The 24,331-nt window shown below is 49.8% G+C and carries 20 protein-coding genes, 1 pseudogene and 2 riboswitches; of the genes and pseudogenes, 19 read left to right on the top strand and 2 right to left on the bottom strand.

The genetic code is table 11. The features are described from left to right. Position 1 precedes the first annotated feature (1 nt). The 10 genes from SBI19_RS01980 (at position 2) to SBI19_RS02025 (ending at position 13,741) form a co-directional block, all read left to right on the top strand. A complete protein-coding gene (locus tag SBI19_RS01980) occupies positions 2 to 1,234 on the top strand; it encodes a Ger(x)C family spore germination protein (RefSeq protein ID WP_317964520.1) in 1,233 nt (410 codons plus the stop codon). Between the two features lie 290 nt (positions 1,235 to 1,524). Beyond that, positions 1,525 to 1,604: riboswitch (ZMP/ZTP riboswitch) on the top strand. Between the two features lie 61 nt (positions 1,605 to 1,665). Continuing rightward, the gene (locus SBI19_RS01985) at positions 1,666 to 2,364 is read left to right on the top strand and encodes an IMP cyclohydrolase (RefSeq protein ID WP_317964521.1); all 699 of its coding nucleotides are present in this window, start codon (positions 1,666 to 1,668) and stop codon (positions 2,362 to 2,364) included. Between the two features lie 79 nt (positions 2,365 to 2,443). Further along, positions 2,444 to 2,749, top strand: a complete 306-nt coding sequence (locus tag SBI19_RS01990) for an NUDIX domain-containing protein (RefSeq protein WP_317964522.1) — start codon at positions 2,444 to 2,446, stop codon at positions 2,747 to 2,749. A gap of 44 nt (positions 2,750 to 2,793) precedes the next feature. Continuing rightward, complete coding sequence (locus SBI19_RS01995) at positions 2,794 to 3,330, top strand: P-loop nucleotide/nucleoside kinase family protein (protein ID WP_317964523.1); 537 nt, start codon at positions 2,794 to 2,796, stop codon at positions 3,328 to 3,330. Positions 3,331 to 3,479: 149 nt separating this feature from the next. Then, positions 3,480 to 3,812: an antibiotic biosynthesis monooxygenase family protein gene (locus SBI19_RS02000; RefSeq protein ID WP_317964524.1), complete on the top strand. Its 333-nt coding sequence runs from the start codon at positions 3,480 to 3,482 to the stop codon at positions 3,810 to 3,812. An 85-nt stretch (positions 3,813 to 3,897) separates the two neighbouring features. After that, a riboswitch (cobalamin riboswitch) is annotated at positions 3,898 to 4,092 on the top strand. A 189-nt stretch (positions 4,093 to 4,281) separates the two neighbouring features. Further along, entirely contained in the window at positions 4,282 to 9,336 is a 5,055-nt protein-coding gene (locus tag SBI19_RS02005) for an S-layer homology domain-containing protein (RefSeq protein WP_317964525.1), read from the top strand. A gap of 100 nt (positions 9,337 to 9,436) precedes the next feature. Beyond that, positions 9,437 to 10,474, top strand: coding sequence for a DUF4430 domain-containing protein (locus tag SBI19_RS02010; protein WP_317964526.1), 1,038 nt, complete (start codon positions 9,437 to 9,439; stop codon positions 10,472 to 10,474). Continuing rightward, entirely contained in the window at positions 10,471 to 11,364 is an 894-nt protein-coding gene (locus tag SBI19_RS02015; RefSeq protein WP_317964527.1) for an energy-coupling factor transporter transmembrane component T, read from the top strand. Before SBI19_RS02010 ends, SBI19_RS02015 begins: the two co-directional genes overlap by 4 nt. Further along, entirely contained in the window at positions 11,337 to 13,028 is a 1,692-nt protein-coding gene (locus SBI19_RS02020) for an ABC transporter ATP-binding protein (protein WP_317964528.1), read from the top strand. Before SBI19_RS02015 ends, SBI19_RS02020 begins: the two co-directional genes overlap by 28 nt. Continuing rightward, the gene (locus SBI19_RS02025; RefSeq protein WP_317964529.1) at positions 13,010 to 13,741 is read left to right on the top strand and encodes an ECF transporter S component; all 732 of its coding nucleotides are present in this window, start codon (positions 13,010 to 13,012) and stop codon (positions 13,739 to 13,741) included. Before SBI19_RS02020 ends, SBI19_RS02025 begins: the two co-directional genes overlap by 19 nt. 53 nt (positions 13,742 to 13,794) lie before the next feature. Here SBI19_RS02025 and SBI19_RS02030 read toward each other — a convergent pair whose 3' ends face one another. Continuing rightward, the gene (locus SBI19_RS02030; protein WP_317964530.1) at positions 13,795 to 16,293 is read right to left on the bottom strand and encodes a choice-of-anchor A family protein; all 2,499 of its coding nucleotides are present in this window, start codon (positions 16,291 to 16,293) and stop codon (positions 13,795 to 13,797) included. Between the two features lie 137 nt (positions 16,294 to 16,430). On the opposite strand from SBI19_RS02030, the gene SBI19_RS02035 reads away from it, so the two are divergent. The 8 genes and pseudogenes from SBI19_RS02035 to SBI19_RS02070 all read left to right on the top strand — a co-directional run bounded on the left by SBI19_RS02035 (position 16,431) and on the right by SBI19_RS02070 (position 22,133). After that, positions 16,431 to 17,732, top strand: a complete 1,302-nt coding sequence (locus tag SBI19_RS02035) for a glycosyltransferase (RefSeq protein WP_317964531.1) — start codon at positions 16,431 to 16,433, stop codon at positions 17,730 to 17,732. A 106-nt stretch (positions 17,733 to 17,838) separates the two neighbouring features. Further along, positions 17,839 to 18,234 carry a VOC family protein gene (locus tag SBI19_RS02040; protein ID WP_317964532.1) on the top strand — a complete coding sequence of 132 codons (396 nt, stop codon included), beginning with the start codon at positions 17,839 to 17,841 and terminating at the stop codon, positions 18,232 to 18,234. Between the two features lie 80 nt (positions 18,235 to 18,314). Then, a complete protein-coding gene (locus tag SBI19_RS02045) occupies positions 18,315 to 18,566 on the top strand; it encodes a hypothetical protein (RefSeq protein ID WP_317964533.1) in 252 nt (83 codons plus the stop codon). A gap of 35 nt (positions 18,567 to 18,601) precedes the next feature. After that, positions 18,602 to 19,360: an alpha/beta fold hydrolase gene (locus tag SBI19_RS02050; RefSeq protein ID WP_317964534.1), complete on the top strand. Its 759-nt coding sequence runs from the start codon at positions 18,602 to 18,604 to the stop codon at positions 19,358 to 19,360. Between the two features lie 219 nt (positions 19,361 to 19,579). Next, complete coding sequence (locus SBI19_RS02055; RefSeq protein ID WP_317964535.1) at positions 19,580 to 19,780, top strand: DUF6199 family natural product biosynthesis protein; 201 nt, start codon at positions 19,580 to 19,582, stop codon at positions 19,778 to 19,780. Between the two features lie 23 nt (positions 19,781 to 19,803). Continuing rightward, positions 19,804 to 20,301 (top strand): hypothetical protein, encoded by a 498-nt coding sequence (locus SBI19_RS02060; protein WP_317964536.1) that lies wholly within the window; start codon positions 19,804 to 19,806, stop codon positions 20,299 to 20,301. Further along, positions 20,298 to 20,888, top strand: a complete 591-nt coding sequence (locus tag SBI19_RS02065) for a hypothetical protein (RefSeq protein ID WP_317964537.1) — start codon at positions 20,298 to 20,300, stop codon at positions 20,886 to 20,888. Before SBI19_RS02060 ends, SBI19_RS02065 begins: the two co-directional genes overlap by 4 nt. A gap of 266 nt (positions 20,889 to 21,154) precedes the next feature. Then, positions 21,155 to 22,133: pseudogene (locus tag SBI19_RS02070) on the top strand (alpha-ketoacid dehydrogenase subunit beta). A gap of 78 nt (positions 22,134 to 22,211) precedes the next feature. Here the strand turns inward: SBI19_RS02070 and SBI19_RS02075 are convergent. Beyond that, positions 22,212 to 22,940: a GH12 family glycosyl hydrolase domain-containing protein gene (locus SBI19_RS02075; protein WP_317964538.1), complete on the bottom strand. Its 729-nt coding sequence runs from the start codon at positions 22,938 to 22,940 to the stop codon at positions 22,212 to 22,214. Positions 22,941 to 23,464: 524 nt separating this feature from the next. On the opposite strand from SBI19_RS02075, the gene SBI19_RS02080 reads away from it, so the two are divergent. Continuing rightward, positions 23,465 to 24,253 carry an SDR family oxidoreductase gene (locus SBI19_RS02080; RefSeq protein WP_317964539.1) on the top strand — a complete coding sequence of 263 codons (789 nt, stop codon included), beginning with the start codon at positions 23,465 to 23,467 and terminating at the stop codon, positions 24,251 to 24,253. Positions 24,254 to 24,331 lie beyond the last annotated feature (78 nt).

The raw sequence follows: 24,331 nt of genomic DNA on the forward strand, positions 1-24,331 counted from the left end.
TATGAAGAAGCGTAAAAGGAGTGAGTCTAAGACAGTTTCTGCAAAGTCGAGATGGAAACGGACTTCTCAAGCGCTGACCTTACTCAGCTTTCTGGTACTTGGGGGATGCTGGGATCGAATAGAAGTCAATGATCTGGCCATTATACTTGCAACAGGCGTCGATACCAGAGGAGACCAAGTCGAATTGACCGCTCAGATCTTTATTCCTCGCAAGGCAGGAAGCGGAATGGGCGGAAGCGCTTCGAGCGAAGCCAGTCAAAGCGGTTTAACCATGATACGCACTGCAGTAGGGAGCAATGTGGCTGAAGCGATGAACAGACTGCAGCGTAAAGTTTCACGCAACGTGTTCTGGGGTCATTGCGAGGTCATTGTGATTAGCGAACAGGCCTCTAAACAAGGATTGCGCCAATATCTTGATTTCTTTCTTCGGTATACCCAAATCCGAGAGCATGCCTATGTATTTTCTACCGATAAGAAAGCAAGGGACATCCTTGCGCTGCTTCCTCCGCTGGAGCGAAGCTCAGCTGAATCGTTGCGGGAGATGGGCAATATGAAGCTGGGAACGCGCGTAACCGTCTTGAACCTCGCGCAGCGCATTGAAGGTCCCAGTCGATCCGCCGTTCTATCGCGAATGCTCATTCTGTCGCCTACGTCAGGACAAAATAAATTCATAAGCGATCCTTATGTGAGAGGCCTTAGTTTGATCAAAGAGGATCGATATGTGAAAACGGTGACCGAACCGATGAGCGTTGGCGTATTATTACTCCTTAATCAGCTTAATAACATCATCATGCCGATAGACTTAGAAGGGAACAAAGGAGCTATTTCGATCCGACTTATCTCCTTGAGGACTACGCTGACTCCGAAGATCGCGAACAACAAATGGAGCATGAAAATCAAAGTGGACGCGAAGGGAGAGGTTGTATTGAATACAACGTCAAAATCGATTGCCGATCCACAAATGAACACGATGGTAGAGAAACAGTGGAAGAATAAGCTTACTGAATTAGCGAACGATGCCCTGATGCTTTCTCAGAAACAATTGAAAACCGACTTTTACGGTTTCGCGATCGAGTTTCGTCGACATTACCCAAGGAAATGGAAGTCGCAGCAGGAGAACTGGGAATCCATTCTCGAGAACATGAAGGTGGAGGTAAAGGTGGATACCCTCATTACAAGTACAGGGAAATCTACAGATCCGCAAGGTGTGCCTGGTCAAAGCGTTCATTATTAACTGTTCAATTAGGAGGCAAAATCATTGAAAGCGGCAGCAATCTTCGGCATTATTGTAATCTCAGCCGCCGTTGTATACATGGAGTTACGGAAGTGTAAACAGAAAAAAAGCAGAATGGTCGTTGTGGGAATCACGTTATTCTCGACAGCGCTAGCCATAACCCTTTTGTTTAATCCGCATTTGCCGGGTCCGACCCAACTGATGAGTATGTTGTTCGGGAGATTCGATAAGATGTTAGGATAAAAAGGGTTGTATGATTGGGTTGATATTAGTAGAATAAAAACAACTTAACACGTTTATGTGACTGGCGAAGCATGGGGAACCATGGGGGAGCATATAGCGTTAACGGCCGGACGCCTGGGCAGAGGTAAAGGGATTGTTATTGATCCCTTTGCCTCTTTTTGTTTTCTAATCGAGAGGAGTTATGTACATTGTCAGCAGATCAGTTATTCGCCAATCCATATCCGGGAAGAACGTTAATCGTTGGCCAGACACCGTCAGCAGCCCATTATGTGCAGGTGTACTGGATTATGGGACGGAGTGCGAACAGCCGCAACCGCGTATTCGAGCGAGAAGGAAATCATGTGAAGAACTCGGCGTTCGATCCAACGCTGATGGAGGATCCGTCGCTCATCATCTATTATCCAGTACGAGATTGGAACGGTATGCATATCGTCACCAATGGCGATCAGACGGATACCGTCTATGACGGCATCAAACAAGGAAATACGTTCATACAGCTGCTGATGACACGCGAGTTCGAACCTGATGCGCCGCACTATACGCCGCGTATCTCTGCAATGCTCGACACTGCGAACCAATCGTATACGCTCTCGATTCTGAAGACGCATGATAATGATCCGGCAGTATGTTTGCGGCAATTCTATCATTACAGCTCGTTCAAATCAGGGATGGGACATTGCATCCATACGTACCGTGCGGAAGAGAACGGGGTTCTGAAACCGTTCGTAGGCGAGCCTTTCGAGGTGCCGCTATGGGATTCCATCGAAGACACTGCCAATTACTACTGGGAACGGCTGCATGCCGATAACAAAATCTCGCTGCTCGTAAAGTTTATCGATGTGCGAACAGAGGAAGTTCATCTCGAAATTCGAAATAAGAATGTGTAGATTCTGACTAGCAGAGCTGCTGCGATATCCGTGTTTAAAAGTAGCGCGAGAACGACTCTTGCAACTGGAGGGAAATACGATGTCTATTGTGACGGACGCCAAAGGCAATGTACTGCTGGATTTGATTAAGATATCCGAATCAGAGCTATCTACTAGGGAGCTTGATGCACCGTTCACGCATGCGTTAATCGTTGTTAGATGCCAGGGTAAATCGCTGATGATGTTTAACAAATGGCGCAGCAGCTGGGAGCTGCCCGGCGGCGTAATCGAGTCCGGTGAATCAGCAAGGGATTGCGTGTGCAGGGAGCTGTACGAGGAGACGAATCAGACGGTAAGCGATATCATATTCATCAGATATCGGTGCAGTTGCAATCATAGACCATAAACTGATAGAGCTGGCTATTTCGGATGAATAAGGAGCGAGCAACCATGACTGAACCACTTGATCTAGCGAAACTTATCGATCGGGAGCGCGATGGCGATCATTCCGTTGTTATTCTAATGTGCGGCATTGCTGGTTCAGGGAAGACTACACTGTCGCAGCAGTTAGCTGAACAACAGGGCTATAGTCGACTATCGATCGATGAGGAAGTGTGGCGGACTTATGGTCGGTACGGGGTTGATTATCCGATTGAACAGTATCGAGCGAAGCTAGATGCCGCACATCAACGGCTGTTTGCTCGACTTATCGCACTTATTCAAGCGAAGAAACATGTGATCGTCGACTCCAGCTTCTGGAATCGTCGTGAACGTGATCGATATAAGCAATTAATAGAAGAAGCCGGCGGACGCTGGCGGCTGCTTTACTTGCGTGTTCCTCCAGACGAATTGCGTCGACGGCTTAAGGTGCGCAGCGAGCGATTCGATGCGAACGCTGCTTTTCCCATTACGGAAGAGCTTCTAACCACCTTCATTAACGGCTTCGAGGAACCGAGTGGTGAAGGGGAAATTATCATTGATAATTAGTACGGATTTCTTCTTTATTTGAAGCGATAGGTTAAACCACTTATTGGATGCTTGTCTATCATAGGATGATAGCGTATGGTAGATTTGTTAGGTTGTACGAAGCGTACTGTGCAACCATTCTATACCTATCCATAGGAGGTACGAATACGATGAGCGGAATTGCAAAGACGCCGCAACCCCCGTATTATGCGGTGATTTTCACATCCGAACGGACAGACGGGGACCTAGGTTATGGTGCGATGGCCGATAAGATGGTTGAACTTGCTTCGAGCCAACCTGGATTTCTTGGTGTTGAGAGCAGCAACCGCGACGAAGAGAGACTCGGAATTACAGTATCATACTGGGAGTCCTTGGAGGCGATCCGTAACTGGAAGGAGCATTCGCTGCATCGTGTCGCACAGGAACGAGGAAAGTCGACTTGGTATTCGAAATACGCGCTTCGCGTGTGCAAGATAGAGCGAGACAGCTATTTTGAAATGTAATCGCATGTCGTTTCGGGACCATGTTTGTGAACTTTTTCATAGACAGTCCATGCAATAGTCTGTATGATGAACAGGATAAATAATTGAATACAAAGTCCGTAAAGGTGCAGCCTTGCTTGCAAGTCTGCTTAAAAGGGAAGTTCGGTTACAATCCGACGCGGTCCCGCCACTGTAATTGATGAGCACCTCTATATGAAGCCACTGGTTGTTTAGACGCTGGGAAGGCATAGAGATGCGATGAATCATGAGCCAGGAGACCTGCCTTTATGTGAATTTTCTTTATTCTTCGGGGGGTGAGAATAAGAAAGACGTAACGGATACAAATGATGTATCTGATAGGTTCGAAGTGTGCAGCTGGCTTCAGCATGCACATTCGACCTTTATTAAGCCGCCCTCGAGGGCGGCTTTTTTGCGTTTTTGAACATCGGTAATTGTACGGATTCTAATTAGTTACGAGGAGCGTTATAGGATGAAATTATCAAGTAAATTAAGGCGAACATCTGCGAGAGCGGCATTGAAGCTTCTGCTCGTCATTGCGGTGTTCATTACGAGCTTCACGCAAGCTTTTCAAGTTTATGCGGAAGTGGATTCCGTTCCAGCTTCGCGTACAGCAGCCGAGTCTATGCAAGATACATCGAGCAATACCGAACTGGCGGATGTGTCTTCTCCAACGACTGATCCACTTCTTACAGAAGTTCAGACGGCTATCGAAGGCGCTGCACAAAGCATGCTCAGCCTTGCGAAGATCGGAGACTGGCAGGCTGTCGGTCTTTCGAAGGCAGGGAAGAAGCTTCCTAGCAATTATGCAGCAGGTCTATATAAGACGCTTGTTGCGAATAAAGGTACCTTCACGCTGGTGACGGACTACGAGAGAACGGTAATCGGTCTTACGGCGGCGCATCAAGATGCGACGAAGTTCGCCGGATACAATCTGATTGAGAAGATCTATAACAATGCGAGAATGACCAATCAGGGACTGAATGGTCCTCTATATGGGCTTATCGCACTAGACAGTGGCAGATACGCGGTTCCAGCCGATGCGGTCTGGACTCGCGAGAAGCTCGTCGCTGCCATTATTGCATTGCAGAAGGCAGATGGAGGCTTTGCGCTCGGCGGCGGTGCCAGCGATCCAGATATCACGGCCATGACGCTGACTGCTCTATCACCTTATGCGGGCCAAGCAGATGCACAGGCCGCGATCGGCAAAGCTGTAGAGTGGCTGTCGCTCAAACAGCAGGCAAATGGCGGTTACCTCTCATGGGGAGCGGATGCTAGCGAAAGTGTGGCTCAGGCGATCATTGGACTTACTTCGCAAGGTATCGATCCAACAACTGACCGTTTTACGAAAAATGGCGTCAACCTCGTCCAGAAGCTGCTCAGCTTCCGCTTAGCGAACGGAACATTCTCGCACACGCCTGGGGCTGCTTCGAACGGCATGGCGACAGAGCAAGCGCTGCAGGCGCTTCTTGCCTACAATGCGTTCAAGTCAGGTGGCAATCGCCTGTATGATTTCGGAACGCCGCAAACATATGGCTGGCCGGCGCAGTGGATTCTTGGATCAAGCTGGTCCGACACCGAATGGCAGGCGGTAGCCATTGCCCGCGCAGGGTTGAGGGTGCCGGACAGCTATCTATCAACGCTTCCTTCGCTGGCTTTCATCAAAGAGTCCCCTGAGTATGCTTATGTGACGGATTACGAGCGGCTTGTAATCGCATTGTCTGCGCTGCGTCAAGATGCTGCTGACTACGACGGCATGAATCTTGTAGAACGAATCTACAACAGCGACATCATGGAGAACCAAGGAACGAATGGTTTAGTGTTTGCACTGATTGCTCTTGATAGCGGTGAGTACACAACGCCTAGCGATGCGAAGTGGGATCGTACGAAGCTGTTGAAAGCGATCTTGGATCGTCAGAAGGCGGATGGCGGCTTCGCCTTAAACACAGGCGCCAGCGATCCAGATGTGACGGCGATGACACTGACCGCACTCGCGTCTTACATGAGCCAAGCCGATGTGAAGACCGCAGGCGATCGAGCAGTTGAATGGCTGTCCTTGAATCAACAGGCGAACGGCGGATATTTGTCATGGGGGACCGATTCGAGCGAAAGCGTATCGCAAGCGATTATCGCCCTGACGTCCAACGGTATTGACCCGACGAGCGCTAAATTTACGAAGAATGGCATTACGCTGCTGGATAAGCTGTTCAGCTTTTACCAATCGGATGGCGGATTCTCTCATGTCATTGACCCGCAAGCGGCTTCTGACGCCATGGCAACCGAGCAGGCTCAGCAAGCTCTTACCGCATACGAGAAGTTCGTGCGCGGAGAGGGACGCTTGTACCAGATGGGCAAGCCGCTATTGACGGTATCCATCCAAGTAGAAGGGCCGCAAGGTCCGATCGCAGAAGGCAGTGCAAGCGGCACGAATGCACTGGCGGCACTCCAGAACCTTCTGTCAGAGAAACAAGTGCCAATTGCGGTAACGGACTCATCGTTCGGCAAATACGTATCCGCCATTAACAATATCGTAGCAGGTACATACGGCGGCTATGATGGCTGGATGTTCAACATCTATCGCGCTGGTAAATGGATTTTCCCATCCGTTGGCATGGATGCGTTTGAACTGAAGAAGAATGACCGAGTTGTCGTTTATTACACCGGTTCCGACACCCAGATGGTCGATTCCATTCAAGTAACGCCAGCTGAACCCAAAGCTGGGGAATCCTTCACTGTTGCGGTGACTCAGGTCACCTCCGTATGGAACAATGATGCTCAAAGCAGCGAGATCGTCAAATCCGCTGCAGCAGATGTGCAAGTTAAGATTGGCGGCACGACTGTCACAACAAATAACGAGGGCATAGCGACGTTCAGCGGCGGCTTTGCGCAAGCTGGCACGTACACCGTCGAAGTAACTGGTTATGTGACTGATCAAGCACCGAATCTTGTTCGTTCGACGAAACCGCTTGTCATTGCGCCAGCTTCTACGACGAACCCAGGCAACGGTGGATCGATCACAAGTTATGTGACGCTGTCCGTCAACGGCGATAGTCAGAAGGGAACGATTCTTGCATCGAAGCAGGTCGCGCTTCAAGCCGGCGATACAGCTTTCACGGTTCTGGCGCGAGAGCTGCCGGGCAAGATTCGTTATGAGGGCTCGGGCGCTGCGATCTATGTGCAAGGCATTGACGGCCTAAGCGAGTTCGATCGCGGCCCGGACAGCGGCTGGATGTACGCGGTTAACGGCATTTTCCCAAATCATAGTGCGGGTATCCACACTCTCCATGCAAATGATGTCGTTGCATGGCGCTACACGAAGGATCTCGGCTGCGACCTAGGTGCTTGTTATACGCCAGGCACAGGTACGGGCACGGGCGCAGGTGCTGGCACAGGATCAACGACTCAACCAGGCGCTGTTATTGACGTGCCGAAGGATCTTCAGAAGGATTACGAGCTGAAGCCGACCAAGGAACAAGCTTCGCAGCCGATTACGCTGAACATCCCGGATGTCCAGCATAAGATCGTATTGAATACGGAAGAGTCGACAGACGGGCTTCCTCAACTGACGGCGAACAAAGGCAATTTGACCCTTTCCGTTGAGCAGGGAACGAAGATTTTATCGGGGCAGTCGAGCCTAGAACTGTTTACCGGCATCGACCCAACACGTGCAGATCTGCTTAAGCTTATCAATGGCCAACAGGCACAAGGCACAACGGTTAACAGCATTATGCATGCGTTCCTCATGGGCGCGGCAGATTCCTCGTATACGTTCGATCGCACACTGACGCTTACGATCAAGGGAGCGAAGGGACAACTAGCTGGTTTTATTCAAAATCAATCGTTCACCCAAATCAAGCTGTTCGCTTCGGATGAAGAAGGCAAGAAAGCAACAGCAGGCAAAGAGCTCATCACTTACGCCTACTTAGTCGGCGACGATCTGATCATTAAGACGAACCACTTCACTTCGTTCGTTACGTACACGACACAAGCAGCATCGACGGAAGTAGAGCTTAGCGCATTGTTCTCCGATGCGAAACAAGTATCGGCTTGGGCTGTGCAATCGATCGAGGATGCTGTGCAGAAAGGCTTCGTACAAGGCAGCGGCGGCAAATTGAGCCCTAAAGGATCGGTGACGCGCGCGGAGTTTACGAAGCTGATGGCGGCGGTGCTTAAGCTGGAGGTAGAGCAGTCAGCAACGACTTCCTTCAAGGATATCCAGCCGACAGCATGGTACAGCCCTTATGTAGAAGCAGCGTACAAGGCAGGTTTCATTACGGGTTATAACGGCGAGTTCAAACCGAATGATACGCTTACGCGTGAACAAATGGCCGTCATGATCGTTCGAGCGTTTGGTGTTGAAGAAGGAGAAACTTCATCAACAACATTAAATATTAACGATATTAACCAAGTATCATCATGGGCACAATCCGCTGTGAAGACTAGTCTCGCGCTGCAATGGATGAACGGCGTAGGCAGCAAGTTTGATCCAGCTGGAACCGTAACACGCGAGATGGCGTTTGTCGTTGCGATGCGTTCGTATGACTACAAGTCCGACGGTACGGAGCAAGAACTGCCTGCTGTTGAAGTTCACAAGCAAGCGGTCGAGAAGCAAATCGCACGAACCGCACAATACTTGCTCAAGTCTGTGACGAACCCTACCGTATCAACTCTTGGCGGCGAATGGACGGTACTGGGATTGGCACGTTCGGGCGAGAAAGTGCCAGCTTCTTGGTATAACACGTATTACGCAAACCTAGAGAAGACGCTGAAGGAAAAGGAGGGCAACCTCCACAGTGTCAAATACACCGAGTATGACCGCGTCATTCTGGCGCTGTCTGCTCTCGGCCGCAGTGTGGACGATGTTGCAGGCTACAATCTGCTCGAGAAGCTGGCTGACTTCGATACGTTGATCAAACAAGGAATCAATGGTCCGATCTTCGCCCTTATCGCATTAGACAGCAACCAGTATGAGATCCCTATCGTGAAGAGTGTATCCACACAGACGACAAGAGAAGGCCTCATCCGGTTCATTCTAAACCGTCAGATTGCAGGTGGGGGATGGGCTCTCGGAGAGAACGCCACGGCTGCGGACGCAGACGTAACGGGAATGGCGATTCAAGCGCTTGCACCCTATTACACGGATAACGCAGACGTTAAGGCCGCAGTTAATAAGGCGCTCGCATGGTTGTCTGCACAGCAGCAGTCGGATGGCGGTTTCGCAAGCAACGATGCGAACAACGTAGAGAGCGCAGCGCAGGTTATCGTCGCGTTGACGAGCTTGGGGATCAACCCGCATACCGATACCCGTTTCGTGAAAAATGGTCATTCTGTCGTTGATGCACTCATGAGCTTCGCAGCCGCAGAAGGCGGTTTCTATCACATTAAGGCTGGCGGCAATGATAACGGCGGCGCCCAGCCAGGCATGGCTGATCCGATGGCTGCGGATCAAGCGATGTACGCGCTGGTCGCGTACGATCGACTGCTCGGCGGCAAGACAAGTCTGTATGACATGACGGATGTAAAGTAAGTTGCATGTATCTCAGCGCATGGATAGAATGCAGTGAACACGAGAGAGGCAAGGGCATACTGAATGCCCTTGCCTCGTTATTTGGGGGTGTACATCACGTATGAAGCTGTCCGCGAAGAAATGGCTTACTTTAGTCGTTATCGTAATGGTACTAGCCGTTGCTTACTTCTATGGCGGGAACGGTTCGTTCACCAGCAATAAGTCTACGACTGGAACGACCGCGGATCTAACGATCAAAGATACGATAGGATCGGTATCGCTTGAAGCCGCCTCGTCTGATGAAACGCCGGATTCATCGCAAGCGGACAATCCGAATTCAACATCCACAGATGACGTTTCGCAAGATGAACCAGCTGCAACAACAGATCAGAATCCAGACACTAGCGTCGAGCGAGACATAACGAAGACGGATACCTCGCAAGTACCAACAAATATAACGACAGAGCAAGCTGCTGGTACGAAGACTCCATCAACAAGTAAGCCAGAAGGAACGAGTACGCAAGACACCGGTGCCGCTGAGAAGGGTCCGGATAAGAGTAAGCCGAGTGCGACAAGCAAGACAACGACTGGAGACAAGGGCAAGGACAATCCAACAGCCGGAAGCCCAAGTCAAGATGATAAAGATACAGACAAGGACAAATACCAAACCGAACCGGTGCCTGCCGGCAAGCCGAAACCGGTCGAGCCGCAGAATACGGACGTCGATAAGAAGAAGTCCTACACGGTTACCTTATCGGTCATGTGCAAGACGATTCTTGATCACTTAGATCTATTCAACAAGGATAAGCTGGAGGTGCTGCCGGACGACGGCGTCATTTTCCCAGCCACGAAGGTCACATTCTATGAGGGAGAGAGCGTCTTCGATGTGCTGCTCCGAGAGATGAAGAAGGCCAAGATTCATATGGAATTCGAAATGACGCCTCTCTATAACAGCAATTATATTGAGGGCATTAACAATATTTATGAGTTCGACTGCGGTGAGCTTAGCGGCTGGATGTATCGCGTCAATGGATGGTTTCCGAACTATGGCGCCAGCCGTTATCAGTTGAAAGATGGCGATGTCATCGAGTGGCTGTACACCTGTGATCTCGGCCGTGATATTGGTGGCGGGCAGACAGCGACGGAGGGAGAAGAGTGAGAAGAGATTCCTTCGCGACGTATCACCCGATTGTCAACTTCTGCTATTTCGCAGCTGTATTGGCGTTCAGCATGTTCTTCATGCATCCGATATTTCAAGGCATTGCGCTGGTCAGCGCAATCACTTATTCCATCGTATTGAATGGACGAAGTGCGGTTCGATTCAACCTGCTCTATATGATGCCGATGTTGATCCTTCTAGCAGTTGCTAACCCGCTCTTTAATCACGCCGGCGTGACCATCTTGTTCTATATGAGAGACGGAAATCCAGTAACGCGCGAATCCATTCTATACGGCATCGCATCTGCCTGCATGTTGATCACTGTGATGATCTGGTTTTCTTGCTATAACAAGGTGATGACTTCTGACAAGTTTATTTATTTGTTCGGCCGGATCCTACCTTCGTTATCGCTTATTTTCTCGATGGTGCTTCGTTTCGTGCCGCGGTTCAAGCATCAGATTCGCGTCATCTCAGTCGCTCAACGCAGCATCGGCAGAGATGTGACGCAGGGCAGCATCGCCCAACGTGCTCGTCATGGCATTCGCATCTTGTCCATTATGACGTCATGGGCGATGGAGAATGCGATCGAGACGGCAGATTCAATGCGAGCGAGAGGATATGGTCTTCCAGGCCGAACAAGTTACTCGCTCTATCGGATGGATCGGCGTGATCGGATGATGTTGATGATTATGTCACTGCTCGTTGTAATCGTGCTTATCGGTGCCGGAACAGGCGAGAATAACATTCGTTATTTTCCGTCGATTCATATGAAGGAGCAATCCTGGTGCAGTGGCATCGTGTATGCAGCGTATGCGCTGCTGTGCAAGCTGCCTGCAATACTATCGCTCGTGGAGGAACTCAGATGGAAATCTATCGTATCAAGGACTTAAGCTTCGCTTTTCCCGAGCAGGAGAAGAAGGCGCTCAATCAATTGAATCTATCGATTGCAAGCGGGGAATTCGTAACGCGGGCCAGCCGATCCGGCTGCGGCAAGAGCACGCTGCTGCGTCATCTCAAGTCGGTGCTTACGCCGCATGGTGAGCGAAGCGGCGAAATTCTGTATAAGGACCAGCCGATCCGTGATATGGACCATCGTACGCAAGCATCCGATATAGGATTCGTCCTCCAAAATCCAGACAATCAGATCGTTACCGATAAAGTGTGGCACGAGCTCGCATTCGGGCTTGAGAGCTTGGGGCTCGATCAGCAGACGATGCGTCTGCGGGTAGCGGAGATGGCCAGCTTCTTCGGGATTCAGACCTGGTTCCATCGCGATGTATCGGAGCTGTCCGGCGGCCAGAAGCAGCTGCTGAACCTTGCTTCCATTATGGCGATGCATCCATCTGTCCTCATTCTCGATGAACCTACTTCACAGCTGGATCCGATCGCTGCCATGGAGTTTCTAGATACGGTGCACCGAATCAATCGGGAGCTCGGCACGACCATCATTATGAGCGAGCACAGGCTGGAAGAAGTGCTGCCGATCGCCGATCGATTGATCGTAATGGATCAAGGCGCCGTCATCGCTGACGATACGCCGCGCGCTGTTGGCGAAGCCCTAAGCGCTATGAGACACCCGATGTTTGCATCAATGCCTGCGCCGATGCGTATCCATGCGGCTGTGCCGACGAACCATACATCGCGCAACCAGGTACCGCTAACGATCAAAGAAGGCCGACTGTGGTTGGAAGAGCTCCATCAGCCATCGACCCACATTCTTAACAGACCTGACTCAGCCACGATGAACGACGACATCAGTCATAGTCCTGTCGCAGTCGAATTCAAGGATGTGTGGTTTAAGTATGAGAAGCATGGGACGGATATTATTAAGGACTTGTCGTTTGAAGTAAGAAAAGGACAGTTCTATTGCATCGTCGGAGGCAACGGTACAGGAAAGTCGACAACTTTGTCGCTTCTCAGCGGCATTCTTAAGCCTTATCGCGGCAAGGTTCTAGTAGATGGAAATCTATCCTCATCGATGAAGGTACGCGAACTATTCCATAATCGGTTAGGCGTACTTCCGCAAAATCCGCAGTCTCTCTTCGTAAAGAAGACGGTAGAACTGGATTTGTACGAAATGTTATCCGATTCGAAACTGACGAAGACAGAAAGGAAGGCAAAGGTAGACAAGGTCGTGGCATTCGCGGAACTTGAGTCATTATTGCCCATGCACCCGTACGATCTGAGCGGAGGCGAGCAGCAGCGGGCGGCACTCGCCAAGGTGTTGCTGCTAGAGCCTGCGATTCTGCTGCTGGATGAACCGACCAAGGGGCTGGATGCTTTCTTCAAGCGCAAGCTCGGAGAGTTTCTCCTTCAGCTCCGTGCGCAAGGCGTAACGATCATTATGGTCTCGCATGATATTGAGTTTTGCGCCCAATACGGGGAGGTTTGTTCCATGTTCTTCGATGGCGGTATGATCGCGAGCAGCGAGACGAATGCATTCTTCGCAGGCAATCATTTCTATACGACGGCAGCCAATCGGATGGCGCGGCATTTGTGGCCGGAAGCGGTAACGACTGAGAGTGTGATCGAGCGATGTTTCAGCAGCCGATGATCAGTCCTCGCATACGTAATCGACGTACGTTGTTTGCTTCCTTGCTCATTCTGATCGTCATTCCGGCAACGATTGCACTTGGCATCATCGTTATGGATGACCGCAAATACTATTTCATCAGTCTGCTCATCATTCTGTATACGATTATCCCATTCGCAATGGTATTCGAGCATCGCAAGCCGCAGGCGAGAGAGCTGATCGTTATAGCCGTTCTATCTTCAATCGCTGTTGCAGGCCGTTCAGCCTTCTTCATGCTGCCTCAGTTCAAGCCGGTGCTGGCCATTGTCATTATCGCAGGAGTGAGTCTTGGCCCGGAAGCTGGTTTCTTGGTTGGAGCAGTCACAGGGTTCGTCTCGAATTTCTTCTTCGGCCAAGGTCCGTGGACGCCGTGGCAAATGTTCAGCTTCGGGATCATAGGCTTCTTGGCAGGGATTCTGTTCCGTGTACAATGGCTTCGGCGCTCCAAGCTGTCCTTGTGCATCTACGGAGGACTTTCAGCGATTGTAATCTACGGTGGAATCATGAACTTCAGCTCGTTATCGATGGTCGACGGTAGTTATACGAAGGAATCGATTATCGCCATTTATATGTCAGGCTTCTGGTTTGATCTCGTTCATGCGGCTGCTACCGTTTTCTTCTTGTTCCTGCTCGCAAGGCCGATGCTGGAGAAGCTGGATCGAATCAAATCGAAATACGGCATTATTGAGCCATAAAATAAAACAAGGACGATCGCTCTCGCAGCGATCGTCCTTGTGTTTGTTAGGCGTTATTCTTCTTCTTCCTCAACCGTCACCCGGTTCAGGTTGGAGAGCAGGCCGCCGCGGAAGCAAGAGGCTCCCGAGCGGAACTCAAAGAACAGAATCGCTTGGTTCGGTATAATATCGCCGCCCGGTTCGAACATGACCCTAACGTTGAAGGATAGTGTTACAGTCGCACCTGGTTGAATGGTGCCAAGACTGATTCCTACTTGAGGGTCCGCTTGCTGTACACCATTAATCACTAGACTGCCGGATACATATTCAAGCGATGGGTGCAGGTTATCATAGAGAATGGAATTGAGCGCTGCGATGTCCGGAGATAGGTTCGTAAGCGTCAGGCGATAGCTGTACGTATCGTTCACTTTCACCGTACTTACAGACGAAACCTTCAGAAATCTAGCGTTGTTCGATACTGCAAGCTGCTGAATTGGATTCGTTATCGGTTGCGAACGGAAGGTCGCTTGCGTCAGCGTATTGTTCGCCGTTAAGAAGTCCCCGATTACGCTAAAGCTGTTTGTAAGCGAAGTTCCCCCATTAATCAGCAGGTCAAAGCGGACAACAACGCCTTGGTTGACGGGGATCGGTCCTAAACTGATGCCTTTATTAGGATCATCCATCAGTCGCAGCTCGTCATTAATGCGTACCGTTCCTTGTATGAACGAGGCATTGCTTGCGACGTTGTTCAAGAAGCGCGTTCGGACAGCTGGCAGATTACCATTGTTCACAATGAAGAAGCTATACGTTATACGCTGGCCGATGAATAGATTAAAGTCTAAGAATGGCTGAAACACGATTAGGTTTGGTGCTGGAACATTCGTAGGTTTAGGCACTGTAACGCTGGTCTGCAGGACGATGGGCTGAATGGTTCCGGTTGCAACAGGAAGCGTTAATCCAAGAATTGGCGGCAGCGTTACGCCTGGAACCGTTACTGGATTGGCCAGAATGACTCTGCCGCTATTCGTAACGAGCGGTGCAAGAGAAATCAGCTCGCCTGGGAGCGGGGTAAACCCTGGGATGACCACTGGGAGCACGGGAAGCAGCTGTCCGGGAATGGCAGGGACATTGGGAAGCCCTGTAACCGCAGGAACGCCTGGCGTACAAGTCGCTGGAGCAGTACCAGGAGGTACGGTAATGACATTGCCTCTGTTCGAAATGATGCCGCCAGGAGGGAAACCAGCAACGAAAGCTTGGAACTCGACCGTTACCGTCTGCCCTGGAGCAATCATGCCGATGATGACCTGTTCGGTAACATCGACGCCGCTGAATTTGCCGCCGTTAATTCTCAGGCTAGAAGGTATGAATTTAACCTCTTTCGGGAATTGTTCCGACAAAATCGCTTCGCCAACGGCGCTGCCAATATTGGTCAGCTGGATTGTATATACAATCGTACTGCCAATAGGTGCTGACGTGACATTCGCTGTTTTGTTCGCGATAATATTCGGTCCAGCAATGAAAGGTGTTGTAGTGGAGGAAGTGGTGCTTGTTGTTGAACTTGTACTGCTCGATGCGGTAGTCGTGCTTGCAGTCGTCGTTGATATCGTCGCAGAGCTCGTCGTGGATGAAGAGGTTGTTGTACTCCCCGTAGTCGTCGTGCTTGTCGTTGGCACGCCGGACGTCGTTGAAGAAGTGGACGTAGTAGATGTTGTCGTCGTTGTAGTCGTTGTCGAAGATGTCCCGTCAATATTGCCTGGCAGACAGCCAGCGAACGGAACATGATGCTCCTCGAGCGTTCCGCCGGCATTCGAGAGTGAATTAGCGATAATAGTGCCATTGATATTGCCGAAGCCGATCGCTTCCCAATCCGCGTATGGAGCAAGCACGGAACCGGTAATCGATAGATTCTGATTGAAGGCTGTCGTTGCTTGAAAGAAGTTCCATAAGATAAGAGCGCCGTCCTCGCGCGTTGTGCTCACGCCGTTGCGGAAGATGGTATAGCTGCCGAACCCGACATTTTCACCGCCGACTGTAACAATGACTGTCGAGCCTGCAGGCGCAATTATATTAATGCCGTTCGCAGTATCCAGGCGCAGTCCTGCGCCGTCGACATTCAAGCCGTTGAACATGAACACGTTGACCTCGGGATCCGTACCCGTCAATACGATCTGTCCGAAGCTGTTTTCAACCGTTCCGTTCGGCGGAATAGCGGCCAGATTAAGAGACAGGGCAGTCAATTCGCGCTGCGCAGCATCGAAATCGATTGGTGAACCAACAAGCGGCTGATTCGGCACACCGTTGTTATTCGTCATCGTGTAATTCGTAACCGTACCCGTCGGGTAAATGATCGTATTGCCCGCGAAGTTAGTCCCTGATGTAATATCGATCTCACCTTGAACGATTAGATCGTCTCTTGTCTGGGATACCGGCAGCGAACTGCCGACCCCATAATTAACGTAAGTCGCCTTGCCCCCAACCGCAACCCGGCCTTCCGAGTCAACCGATGATTGCGTATGATCCGTGAAGACGAACACATTGAAATCGTTCGCGATCCCTAGGTTAAAACAAGCCATCCTCTGCGACCTCCTCTCGACGTATGCATTTCACCATATTGGCGATTTGTACTAAATATGCATACGCGGCCCCTATTCCGCATAAATAACGTTCTCAGAATGACAAGACCAGTTACATAAGCAAGGGGAGTGGATCCATGAAAGTCGCAATCCTGACCATGTTTAACGGACTCTCCAAAACCTATTCGCTTGTCAGTGTCGTGGAGGAGCATCTGCATATGCTTCTTCGTGCAGGCTGGCAGGTAAAGCTGCTCGTAAGCCAAGATTGCCCCGATTCGGAGCGTCATGGCATCTATCTCGATGAGCGGATCGAATGGGTGCCGATCACCAATCGACTTCGTGGGGAGCTGATCCATTGGCGGGATTATTCACAGCCGGTTGGGCGAGTGCATGAATCCTTTTTCGAAGAGGCTGCCGTTATTTCGGATAGTATGGAGGAAGCGCTGCGAGATGTTGAAGTGTGCATGATGCACGATATTTTGTACCAAGGCTGGCATCTCGTTCATAACATTGCAGTTAGGAAGGTGCAGGAGCGGCTGCCGCATCTTCGATTCCTTGCGATGACGCACTCGCTTCCGGCAGTACGGCCGATACGCGCGAATTGGCCTCTGTCTGCGAGGTTTCATGCAATGCCGAATACGGATTATATTTATCCGACCGCCAGTGGACTTCCCGCACTTGCCCGTCAGTATGGGGTTGAACAGGAACGTTGCCATGCGGTACATAATAGCTGCAATCCGTTCGCGGAGTCTACCGAAGCGTTTCGTCGATTAGGGTCGCAAGTCGATCTGCTGTCTCCGGATATTCTAGCGATCTATCCCGGCAGACTGACACCTGGCAAACAGTTCGAGAGGGCGGCTGCATTAGTTGGTGCTATTGCCGCCGAAGCGGGATGCTCCGCCAAGCTAGTGTGCTGTGACTTCCCGTCACTCGATATTAGCAGCGAGGCGTATAAACAGCAGATTCGTCATGCAGGGGAGCGTTACGGACTCTCAGGTGAGCATATCGTGTTCACATCGGATGAAGGCTGGCCAGAAGGGTTTCCACATCAATCGGTTATGGAGTTGTTCGGGCTAAGCAATCTGTTTATTTGTTCCTCTTCTTCCGAATCGTTTGGGCTTATCGTACTTGAAGCGGCTTCACGCGGCAATTTCATTGTTCTTAATGAAGCTGTTCCTGCTCTGAAGGAGCTGGGAGGTCGATTGCATGCTTATTTTGTCCGGTGGAATGCGCGTAACTTCGGCTTTGAGACGAAGGAGCATTACAGTCCTTCAGAGGAGGCGTATATACGAGAGCATGCGTCGGCCATCGTAAAGCGGATGGAAGGGGAGACGATGCTGCGTGCCAAGACAATCGTGAGGCAGCAGTACAATCCTGAGTGGATATGGGAGCATCAACTGAAGCCGTTGTTGCGTGGCATGACTTCGCATGATACGTGAGTTTTTACATCTTTCGAACCAGAGCAATGCGGTTTTTGTTTACAAGCGAACATATATTCGGTATTCTATTTATGGGTAATAATACCATATGTAGAGGGGCGTTCTCATGATGGAAATCGTCAAAGCAAGAATCGAAAACTCGCTTACGGTATTGCTAGTATCGGATCTGACGCGTTCACAAGCTTATTATGCAGAGGCATTGGGTTGTGACGTGAATGATTTCTGGGCTATTCGTGATGATTTCGGTCTTGGTTTCAAACTGATTCAAGCAGAGTCGAGCGACGATGTTCGTCCTAACCGCAATCATTGGAACACGTACGCCTATGTTCTAACGCATGGCGAGCTCGACCTGCTGTTTGAAGAGTTGAAATCGAGCGGAGCGGTCATTGCGGCAGAGCCTGTCGAGACAGCGTTCGATTGGGGAGTGTGGAAGGAATTTTCGGTAAAGGATCCTGACGGTTACGTTATCGGATTTGGTTCCGGCAATAAGGACAGCGATTGACCATCAGACCATCAGATTGCGATACGGCTTAGTCTTCGTACATCTCAACCGTGAATACAATATTGGTGGAGGTGGTCTCGATGGCGCAATCTAAACCTACAACCAGTGAAGTGGTAATGAAGTATCAGCTGCAGCGATTGGAACGAAGGCAGGAGACCGATCAAGCGCTCCTGAACTTACTGGATGCCCAGACGCCAAGCGATATTATCGAGCAGTTCAAGATTAAGAGGCAGGAGCGAATGGAGAAGCGACTATTCGAGATTGCAGAGCTTCGCAAGCGTATTGAACATCTACTTATACGAGAGAACGAAGAGTGGACTGAACATGAGTAAGAGGAACGTCATCCTGACACGGAGGCAATAAAGTTATGCCCTATGTACAGATCAATGATATGGCGATGTTCTATGAGAAGATGGGCGCCGGGGAGGCGCTCATTTTCTTGCACAGCCACGATTCCCGCGGCATATTAGCTTTCGCGAGTCAAATGCTAGATTTTCAGAAGCTGTATACTTGTTATTTCCCAGACTTCAGGGGACATGGACGAACCCGTTGCAACAGTCTTGATTGGTCGACGCCTGGCCATGCAGACGACATCATTGGATTCATGGATCAGCTGGCAATCAGGAGAGCCCATTTCATTGGGTATAGTTCCGGAGCGAATGTCGGCTTATACCTTGCTGTTGAACATTCGCATCGCGTTGCTTCATTGACGACGATTGGGACAGGCGGCACATGTGAACCCGACGGCGTTGAACAGTTTGAACCGGAATGGCTCATCAAGCATAACCAGCACGATACGATCAATCAGATGATCGAGCGGCATGAGGAAGCGCATCGGGGAGATTGGCAGCAATTCATGCGACAATCGGCACTGGATTGGCGGCTGTATCCCCAGTTGACGGAGGAGCAGTTACGATCAATCTCTTGTCCAGCCTTGTTCATCACAGGCGAGCATGATCCTTATGCAGGAGAAGATAAGGTGAGACGGTTATCATCACTTGTTGCAGACTCCATGTATCATGTTGTGAAGAACGGTAGTCATCGACCGCATATGGTAAGAGAATACCCGGTTCAAGTTAATGATCAGATCCTCCAATACCTTTCGAATATTGGACAAGCAAGATGAATTCGATCGAAACGCTGCAAATATTGAAGATCAGGATGAACATGATCGGACCCACTCAGACTGCCATTACTGCAGTCTGTTTTGTTGTAGTTGATCATATATTTCCGGCGTGCGATATGTAACTTTCTCCCATTCGATGCGTCTAACGATTATCGGGGTTAACAATGGATTCCATCCCATGAAAGGCGCAATGCTGCTCAGCATGAGAGGAGTGAAAGGATGTTAGGGTTATTCGGCTTTATTTTCATCATTATCGGAGTATTGAACATTGCATTTCCACGAGCTGGTTGGTATATGAAGTACGGATGGCAGTTCAAGAATGCTGAGCCTAGCGAAGCTGCGATGATTATGGCAAGAGTTGGCGGTGTAATTGGCGTCATCATTGGGTTGTTCCTTTTGCTTGGGGGGCGTTTCGATTAAATGGATGGGAGGGGGGCGAAAGGATGACAAAGAGCCAGCTGATTGTTGCGCTAAGAAGAACGATCCTTATCATTCTCATCGTCCTACTAATCCCACATTACATTCAGAAGTTGACGAATGACAGGGATAGAGGGATGGGCGATACGATTTATACATTGAAAGATGACGGGCCGGTTTCTAAACTTCCTGTTCATCAATCCTTTAAGATTGACAACGATACGGTTACTGTAGACACCGTCTATGTAACGCCTAAGCAGATCATGGTGACGTACACGTACCGAACGAAGCAGACGAAGAATGTGTGGTCTTTTCCGGATATGAGTCTAGTGCTTGTCATGCCTGACGGTCAGCGGCTTATGAGCCATAATGCTGGTTCTAATGGTACATCATGGGGATCGTATAGTTATGTTTCGTTTGACCTTCCTGACTCAATGACTGACCACGCTGATCTGGTCTATGATCGATACGATCGACATGCTGAGCTTCAGATTCCATTGTCGAAGGCTGGTGATGGGTTATGAGGAAGAAGCTGTTGTTCGCTTCCGCAGAATGGATCGCCATCCTGATGCTGCTGTTTCTCTTGTACCGTGAGAACGTCTTTATGACAGGTGCATATTCGTCGGAGCAAGCACACCAGCAGTCAGAGAGCAGCTATCATTACGGACCTTCTACGATTGCACGCAAGGTGACGGTACCGTTCGATAAGGACCAGGTCATTTTCCTAGGCATATATAAAGAATGGTTCTCAGCCGATTCCGTGAAGAAGCAGCGCGGTGGTTGGTTTGCTGGAGGAGGCGTCGCAGGCGTTCCGATAGAACGAGACAAGGGACTTACGTTTAGCTGGGAAGGTACATCAACAGGCAAGAGATCTGAAGGACTTATGATGTACAAATTTTACGGTTATGTCTCCGATGAGACAATTACAGCAGTTGAACTGCTTATGAAAGATGCGGAGACAGGCAATCCCGAGACCATGCGCGAGACGATAACTGATGACCGTATGTTCCTATTCTTGTGGCAAACGAAGAACGCACGAAACGATTGGCAGACGCTTCGCGGCTATGACAAAGAAGGAAATGTTGTATACGAGCACTCGTTTCTTTCTTAAGGGTAAGGATAAGAGAAGTCGCCGCATCAATGCATTTTACCATAAGCAAACGGATAGGGCTGCCGAGCGCAGTCCTATTTGTGTTGTGATTTGAGCTGTATAATATCTGTTATACATTTTTATTGAAATCTGTTTTTGGTACAGATATCTCATTTTATGAGGTTTTAATATCAAAATTTCTCAACTGTTATATACATAAAAGTAGTCTGTATCATATAATTACCCAGGTAGATATTAACATTCTATCGATGGGTGGTGCTGTCTAGATGCTCATGAATATGAAAGAAGCGATACGTCAAGCGCTCGATACGGCTCTTGCAACTCATGACGAGTTAGTGATCTTCGGCGAAGATGTTGGCGCGGTTGGCGGCGTATTTCGAGTAACAGAGGGTTTGCAGCGTAAGTATGGAGAGGATCGCGTATTCGATGTTCCACTTGCTGAATCCGCCCTCTGTGGGATGGCGGTAGGGATGAGTACGCAGGGACTCCGACCAGTCGTCGAAATTTCAATTCATTGGCTTCATCTATGAGGCGATGGATCAGATGCTCGTTCAAGCGGCACGTCTAAGATATCGGTCCGGCGGGCGTTACCATGCACCAATAACTTACCGCATTCCATATGGCGGGGGAGTGAATGGAGCAAAGATGCACAACGACTCGCTTGAAGGTCTGATGATTCAAACCCCAGGCATCAAGGTTGTCGCACCGTCGAATCCATATGATGCGAAGGGGCTGTTGTTGTCCGCGATCGCCGACAACGATCCTGTCATTTTCCTCGAGCATCTGAGGCTGTACCACCTGTATCGCGAAGAAGTGCCCGAAGAAGATTATCGGATTCCGATTGGCAAAGCCAACTGTGTGAGAGAAGGAAGCAGCCTGACGGTTATAACGTATGGAGCGATGGTTGCGCTGTCCATGCAAGCGGCTGAAAGGATTGAACGGAAGCGGGGAATTACGGTGGAGGTCATTGATCTTCGAACGTTGATGCCATTGGATATTGAGACGATTGTACAGTCGATTCGCAAAACAAATCGAGCGGTCGTCGTTCAAGAGGCGCAGCGCACATCCGGCATTGCAGCCGAGGTCATCGCGCAAATCAATGAACGCGCCATCTTAAGTCTTGAAGCGCCGGTTATGCGAATTACACCGCCGGACACGGTCTATCCGTTCGGACAAATTGAAAACCAATGGCTGCCGACCGTTGAACGAATTGCTGCAGGATTGGAGAAGGCACTCGACTTCTAAACGGTAGAAAAGGGAGCGCATAAGGTTTCGATCACCGAATGCGCCCCTTTGAGTTAAAATAATGGTTCCGAAACCGTTTTAGCTATTCGTAACGGAATAACTGTTCACAATGAAATCAGAGCCTGCTGCGGAAGATGTAATCTCGAAGCCGAATTGCACGCTGTTGATGACGACATCGCTGAACCAGCCTTTGGACTTTATCCAGTTCGAAATCGCAAGGATATCAACCGTACCGGAGTTCGTATTGCTCGTACGAACGAACGAGTAGACCGCATTCGCGCCGTTGCTGCCTTGATAGACGTTCCAAGTGTGGCCGCCAACGCTAACGTTCGAGAACACAGGAACAGGGCTTCCGGTGGAAGACCAGTTATACGAGATCGGATTGACGGCTCCAGCTTTGTTCATCCAGATCATGATCTCATAGGCGTTATTCGTGCCGGCCCAAACATCATAGGTAGAGGAGTAAGAACCGCTCGATGGAACCGTTACGTTGAAGCTGCTCTTCAGCGTCGAGATTGCGCTGATTTTCTTGTTGATTGTCTTCGTGACGTTCGGATACGATTTGATGCCGCCGGAGTTCGGATGCTGCGCCCAGACGCCCCAGTTGCTGAACGAGTTTGCCCATATGCTCTGGTAGCCAGCGCCGCTGCCCCAGATATTGTTATAGATGGTGTAGCCGCCATTCGTCCAAGATGCCCATTGTGCAGAGGAGCTCCAAGTAGCAGCATACGCAACCGAGAAGGAAGAAAATACGAGAACGAGTGCAGTAACCAAAGACATCAAAGTCAAACGGCCCTTATTTCTCATGGTATAAACCCTCCTAAAAGTTTTTGAGATGCATCATTGAACAATCTTCCTGCGAGCAAAAACTTACTTCGAAAGCAACGGCTTAGTTTTTGTGATGCAACATTGATTAATCTTCCTGCGAGCAAAAACTTACTTCGAACAAGCTGATTTCATGCAACGGGGCGGCTGACGACGGCATTCCGACAGGAGCGACGGATTGGGACGCTAATGATCACCTCCTTACATTCGTGTAATAGAAAGCGCTTTCGAAGATGATTATAATACTCAATATTTGGCAAATCAATATAATAAATTCATTAATAACACTAACATACATTAGACACGAAAGATCGACAAAACCCGCCTCCTGCCTGCATTTTCAGCGTTTGCCTGCACGAATTCCTATAATCCTACAAGTCATTCTCTTTGGGTTGCGCTGGTTTATCAGGTGATGGGAGGAGATCGGGCATAGTTTGGTGAACTGCTACTACAAGCAGCAGCAAATTTGTAGACACATTTTTGTTACTTGGAGGGAGCATTTCAAGATGAAACTGCAAGGTCGTACAGCTATTATTACCGGCGCAAGTCGAGCAGGAGGAATAGGAGCTGCAATCTGCAGGGCATTCGCCCAGGAAGGCGCCAACATTTTCTTCACCCACTTATACGATTATGACAAAGCCTATTATCCGGATGATGCGGACCAGAGCTGGCCCACATTATTCGCTGAAGAGCTTCGCCAGATGAATGTACAAGTCGCCCATATGAGTTTGGATCTTGCTGCGCCCGGCGCGGCACTTCAATTACTGGAGGCTGTGCAACAAACGCTCGGCATGCCAACCATTCTCGTCAACAATGCAACCTGCAGCGTTGATGTTGATTTCCGCAGTATGAATGAACAACTCATAGACGCACACTGCGCGGTCAATATAAGAGGCACATTCATGCTGTCAGCCGAATTCGCCCGTTTGCTCGAGTCGGGGCAGATGAAGCAAGGCGATAATGTTAGTGGCCGTATTATTAACTTTACTTCCGGTCAAGGGAAAGGCCCGATGCCTGGCAATCTTGTATACGCAGCAACCAAAGGCGCTATCTCGACCTTCACCGAGTCATTAGCTGTTGAATTGGCTCCACTGCATATAACGGTTAACGCGATTGATCCCGGTCCTACAGATTCAGGTTGGATGAGCGAAGAGGTGAAGCAAGCGCTTCTGCCGCGGTTCCCGATGGGTCGAATCGGACTACCAGAGGACGCTGCTCGGCTGGCGGCTTTTCTTGCAAGCGATGATTCTGAATGGATAACCGGACAGGTGATCCATTCTAGAGGAGGGTACTAATAACTAAAAGTTAGACCCTTCTTCATATTGCTCTGAGGGATTGATGTTTGCTATGATAAACCTAACTTATTTAACTGG

It is taken from the genome of Paenibacillus sp. CCS19 (assembly GCF_033239625.1).
Taxonomy (GTDB): Bacteria; Bacillota; Bacilli; order Paenibacillales; family Paenibacillaceae; genus Paenibacillus_T.

What these genes read in the sequence shown, in the direction of transcription:
- SBI19_RS02035 (WP_317964531.1), top strand. Translation starts at nt 16,431, where the DNA reads ATGAAAGTCGCAATCCTGACCATGTTTAACGGACTCTCCAAAACCTAT.
- SBI19_RS02045 (WP_317964533.1), top strand. Translation starts at nt 18,315, where the DNA reads ATGGCGCAATCTAAACCTACAACCAGTGAAGTGGTAATGAAGTATCAG.
- SBI19_RS02025 (WP_317964529.1), top strand. Translation starts at nt 13,010, where the DNA reads ATGTTTCAGCAGCCGATGATCAGTCCTCGCATACGTAATCGACGTACG.
- SBI19_RS02055 (WP_317964535.1), top strand. Translation starts at nt 19,580, where the DNA reads ATGTTAGGGTTATTCGGCTTTATTTTCATCATTATCGGAGTATTGAAC.
- SBI19_RS02005 (WP_317964525.1), top strand. Translation starts at nt 4,282, where the DNA reads ATGAAATTATCAAGTAAATTAAGGCGAACATCTGCGAGAGCGGCATTG.
- SBI19_RS01980 (WP_317964520.1), top strand. Translation starts at nt 2, where the DNA reads ATGAAGAAGCGTAAAAGGAGTGAGTCTAAGACAGTTTCTGCAAAGTCG.
- SBI19_RS02050 (WP_317964534.1), top strand. Translation starts at nt 18,602, where the DNA reads ATGCCCTATGTACAGATCAATGATATGGCGATGTTCTATGAGAAGATG.
- SBI19_RS02020 (WP_317964528.1), top strand. Translation starts at nt 11,337, where the DNA reads ATGGAAATCTATCGTATCAAGGACTTAAGCTTCGCTTTTCCCGAGCAG.
- SBI19_RS01995 (WP_317964523.1), top strand. Translation starts at nt 2,794, where the DNA reads ATGACTGAACCACTTGATCTAGCGAAACTTATCGATCGGGAGCGCGAT.
- SBI19_RS02030 (WP_317964530.1), bottom strand. Translation starts at nt 16,293, where the DNA reads ATGGCTTGTTTTAACCTAGGGATCGCGAACGATTTCAATGTGTTCGTC.
- SBI19_RS02000 (WP_317964524.1), top strand. Translation starts at nt 3,480, where the DNA reads ATGAGCGGAATTGCAAAGACGCCGCAACCCCCGTATTATGCGGTGATT.
- SBI19_RS02080 (WP_317964539.1), top strand. Translation starts at nt 23,465, where the DNA reads ATGAAACTGCAAGGTCGTACAGCTATTATTACCGGCGCAAGTCGAGCA.
- SBI19_RS02040 (WP_317964532.1), top strand. Translation starts at nt 17,839, where the DNA reads ATGATGGAAATCGTCAAAGCAAGAATCGAAAACTCGCTTACGGTATTG.
- SBI19_RS01990 (WP_317964522.1), top strand. Translation starts at nt 2,444, where the DNA reads ATGTCTATTGTGACGGACGCCAAAGGCAATGTACTGCTGGATTTGATT.
- SBI19_RS02075 (WP_317964538.1), bottom strand. Translation starts at nt 22,940, where the DNA reads ATGAGAAATAAGGGCCGTTTGACTTTGATGTCTTTGGTTACTGCACTC.
- SBI19_RS02060 (WP_317964536.1), top strand. Translation starts at nt 19,804, where the DNA reads ATGACAAAGAGCCAGCTGATTGTTGCGCTAAGAAGAACGATCCTTATC.
- SBI19_RS02010 (WP_317964526.1), top strand. Translation starts at nt 9,437, where the DNA reads ATGAAGCTGTCCGCGAAGAAATGGCTTACTTTAGTCGTTATCGTAATG.
- SBI19_RS02065 (WP_317964537.1), top strand. Translation starts at nt 20,298, where the DNA reads ATGAGGAAGAAGCTGTTGTTCGCTTCCGCAGAATGGATCGCCATCCTG.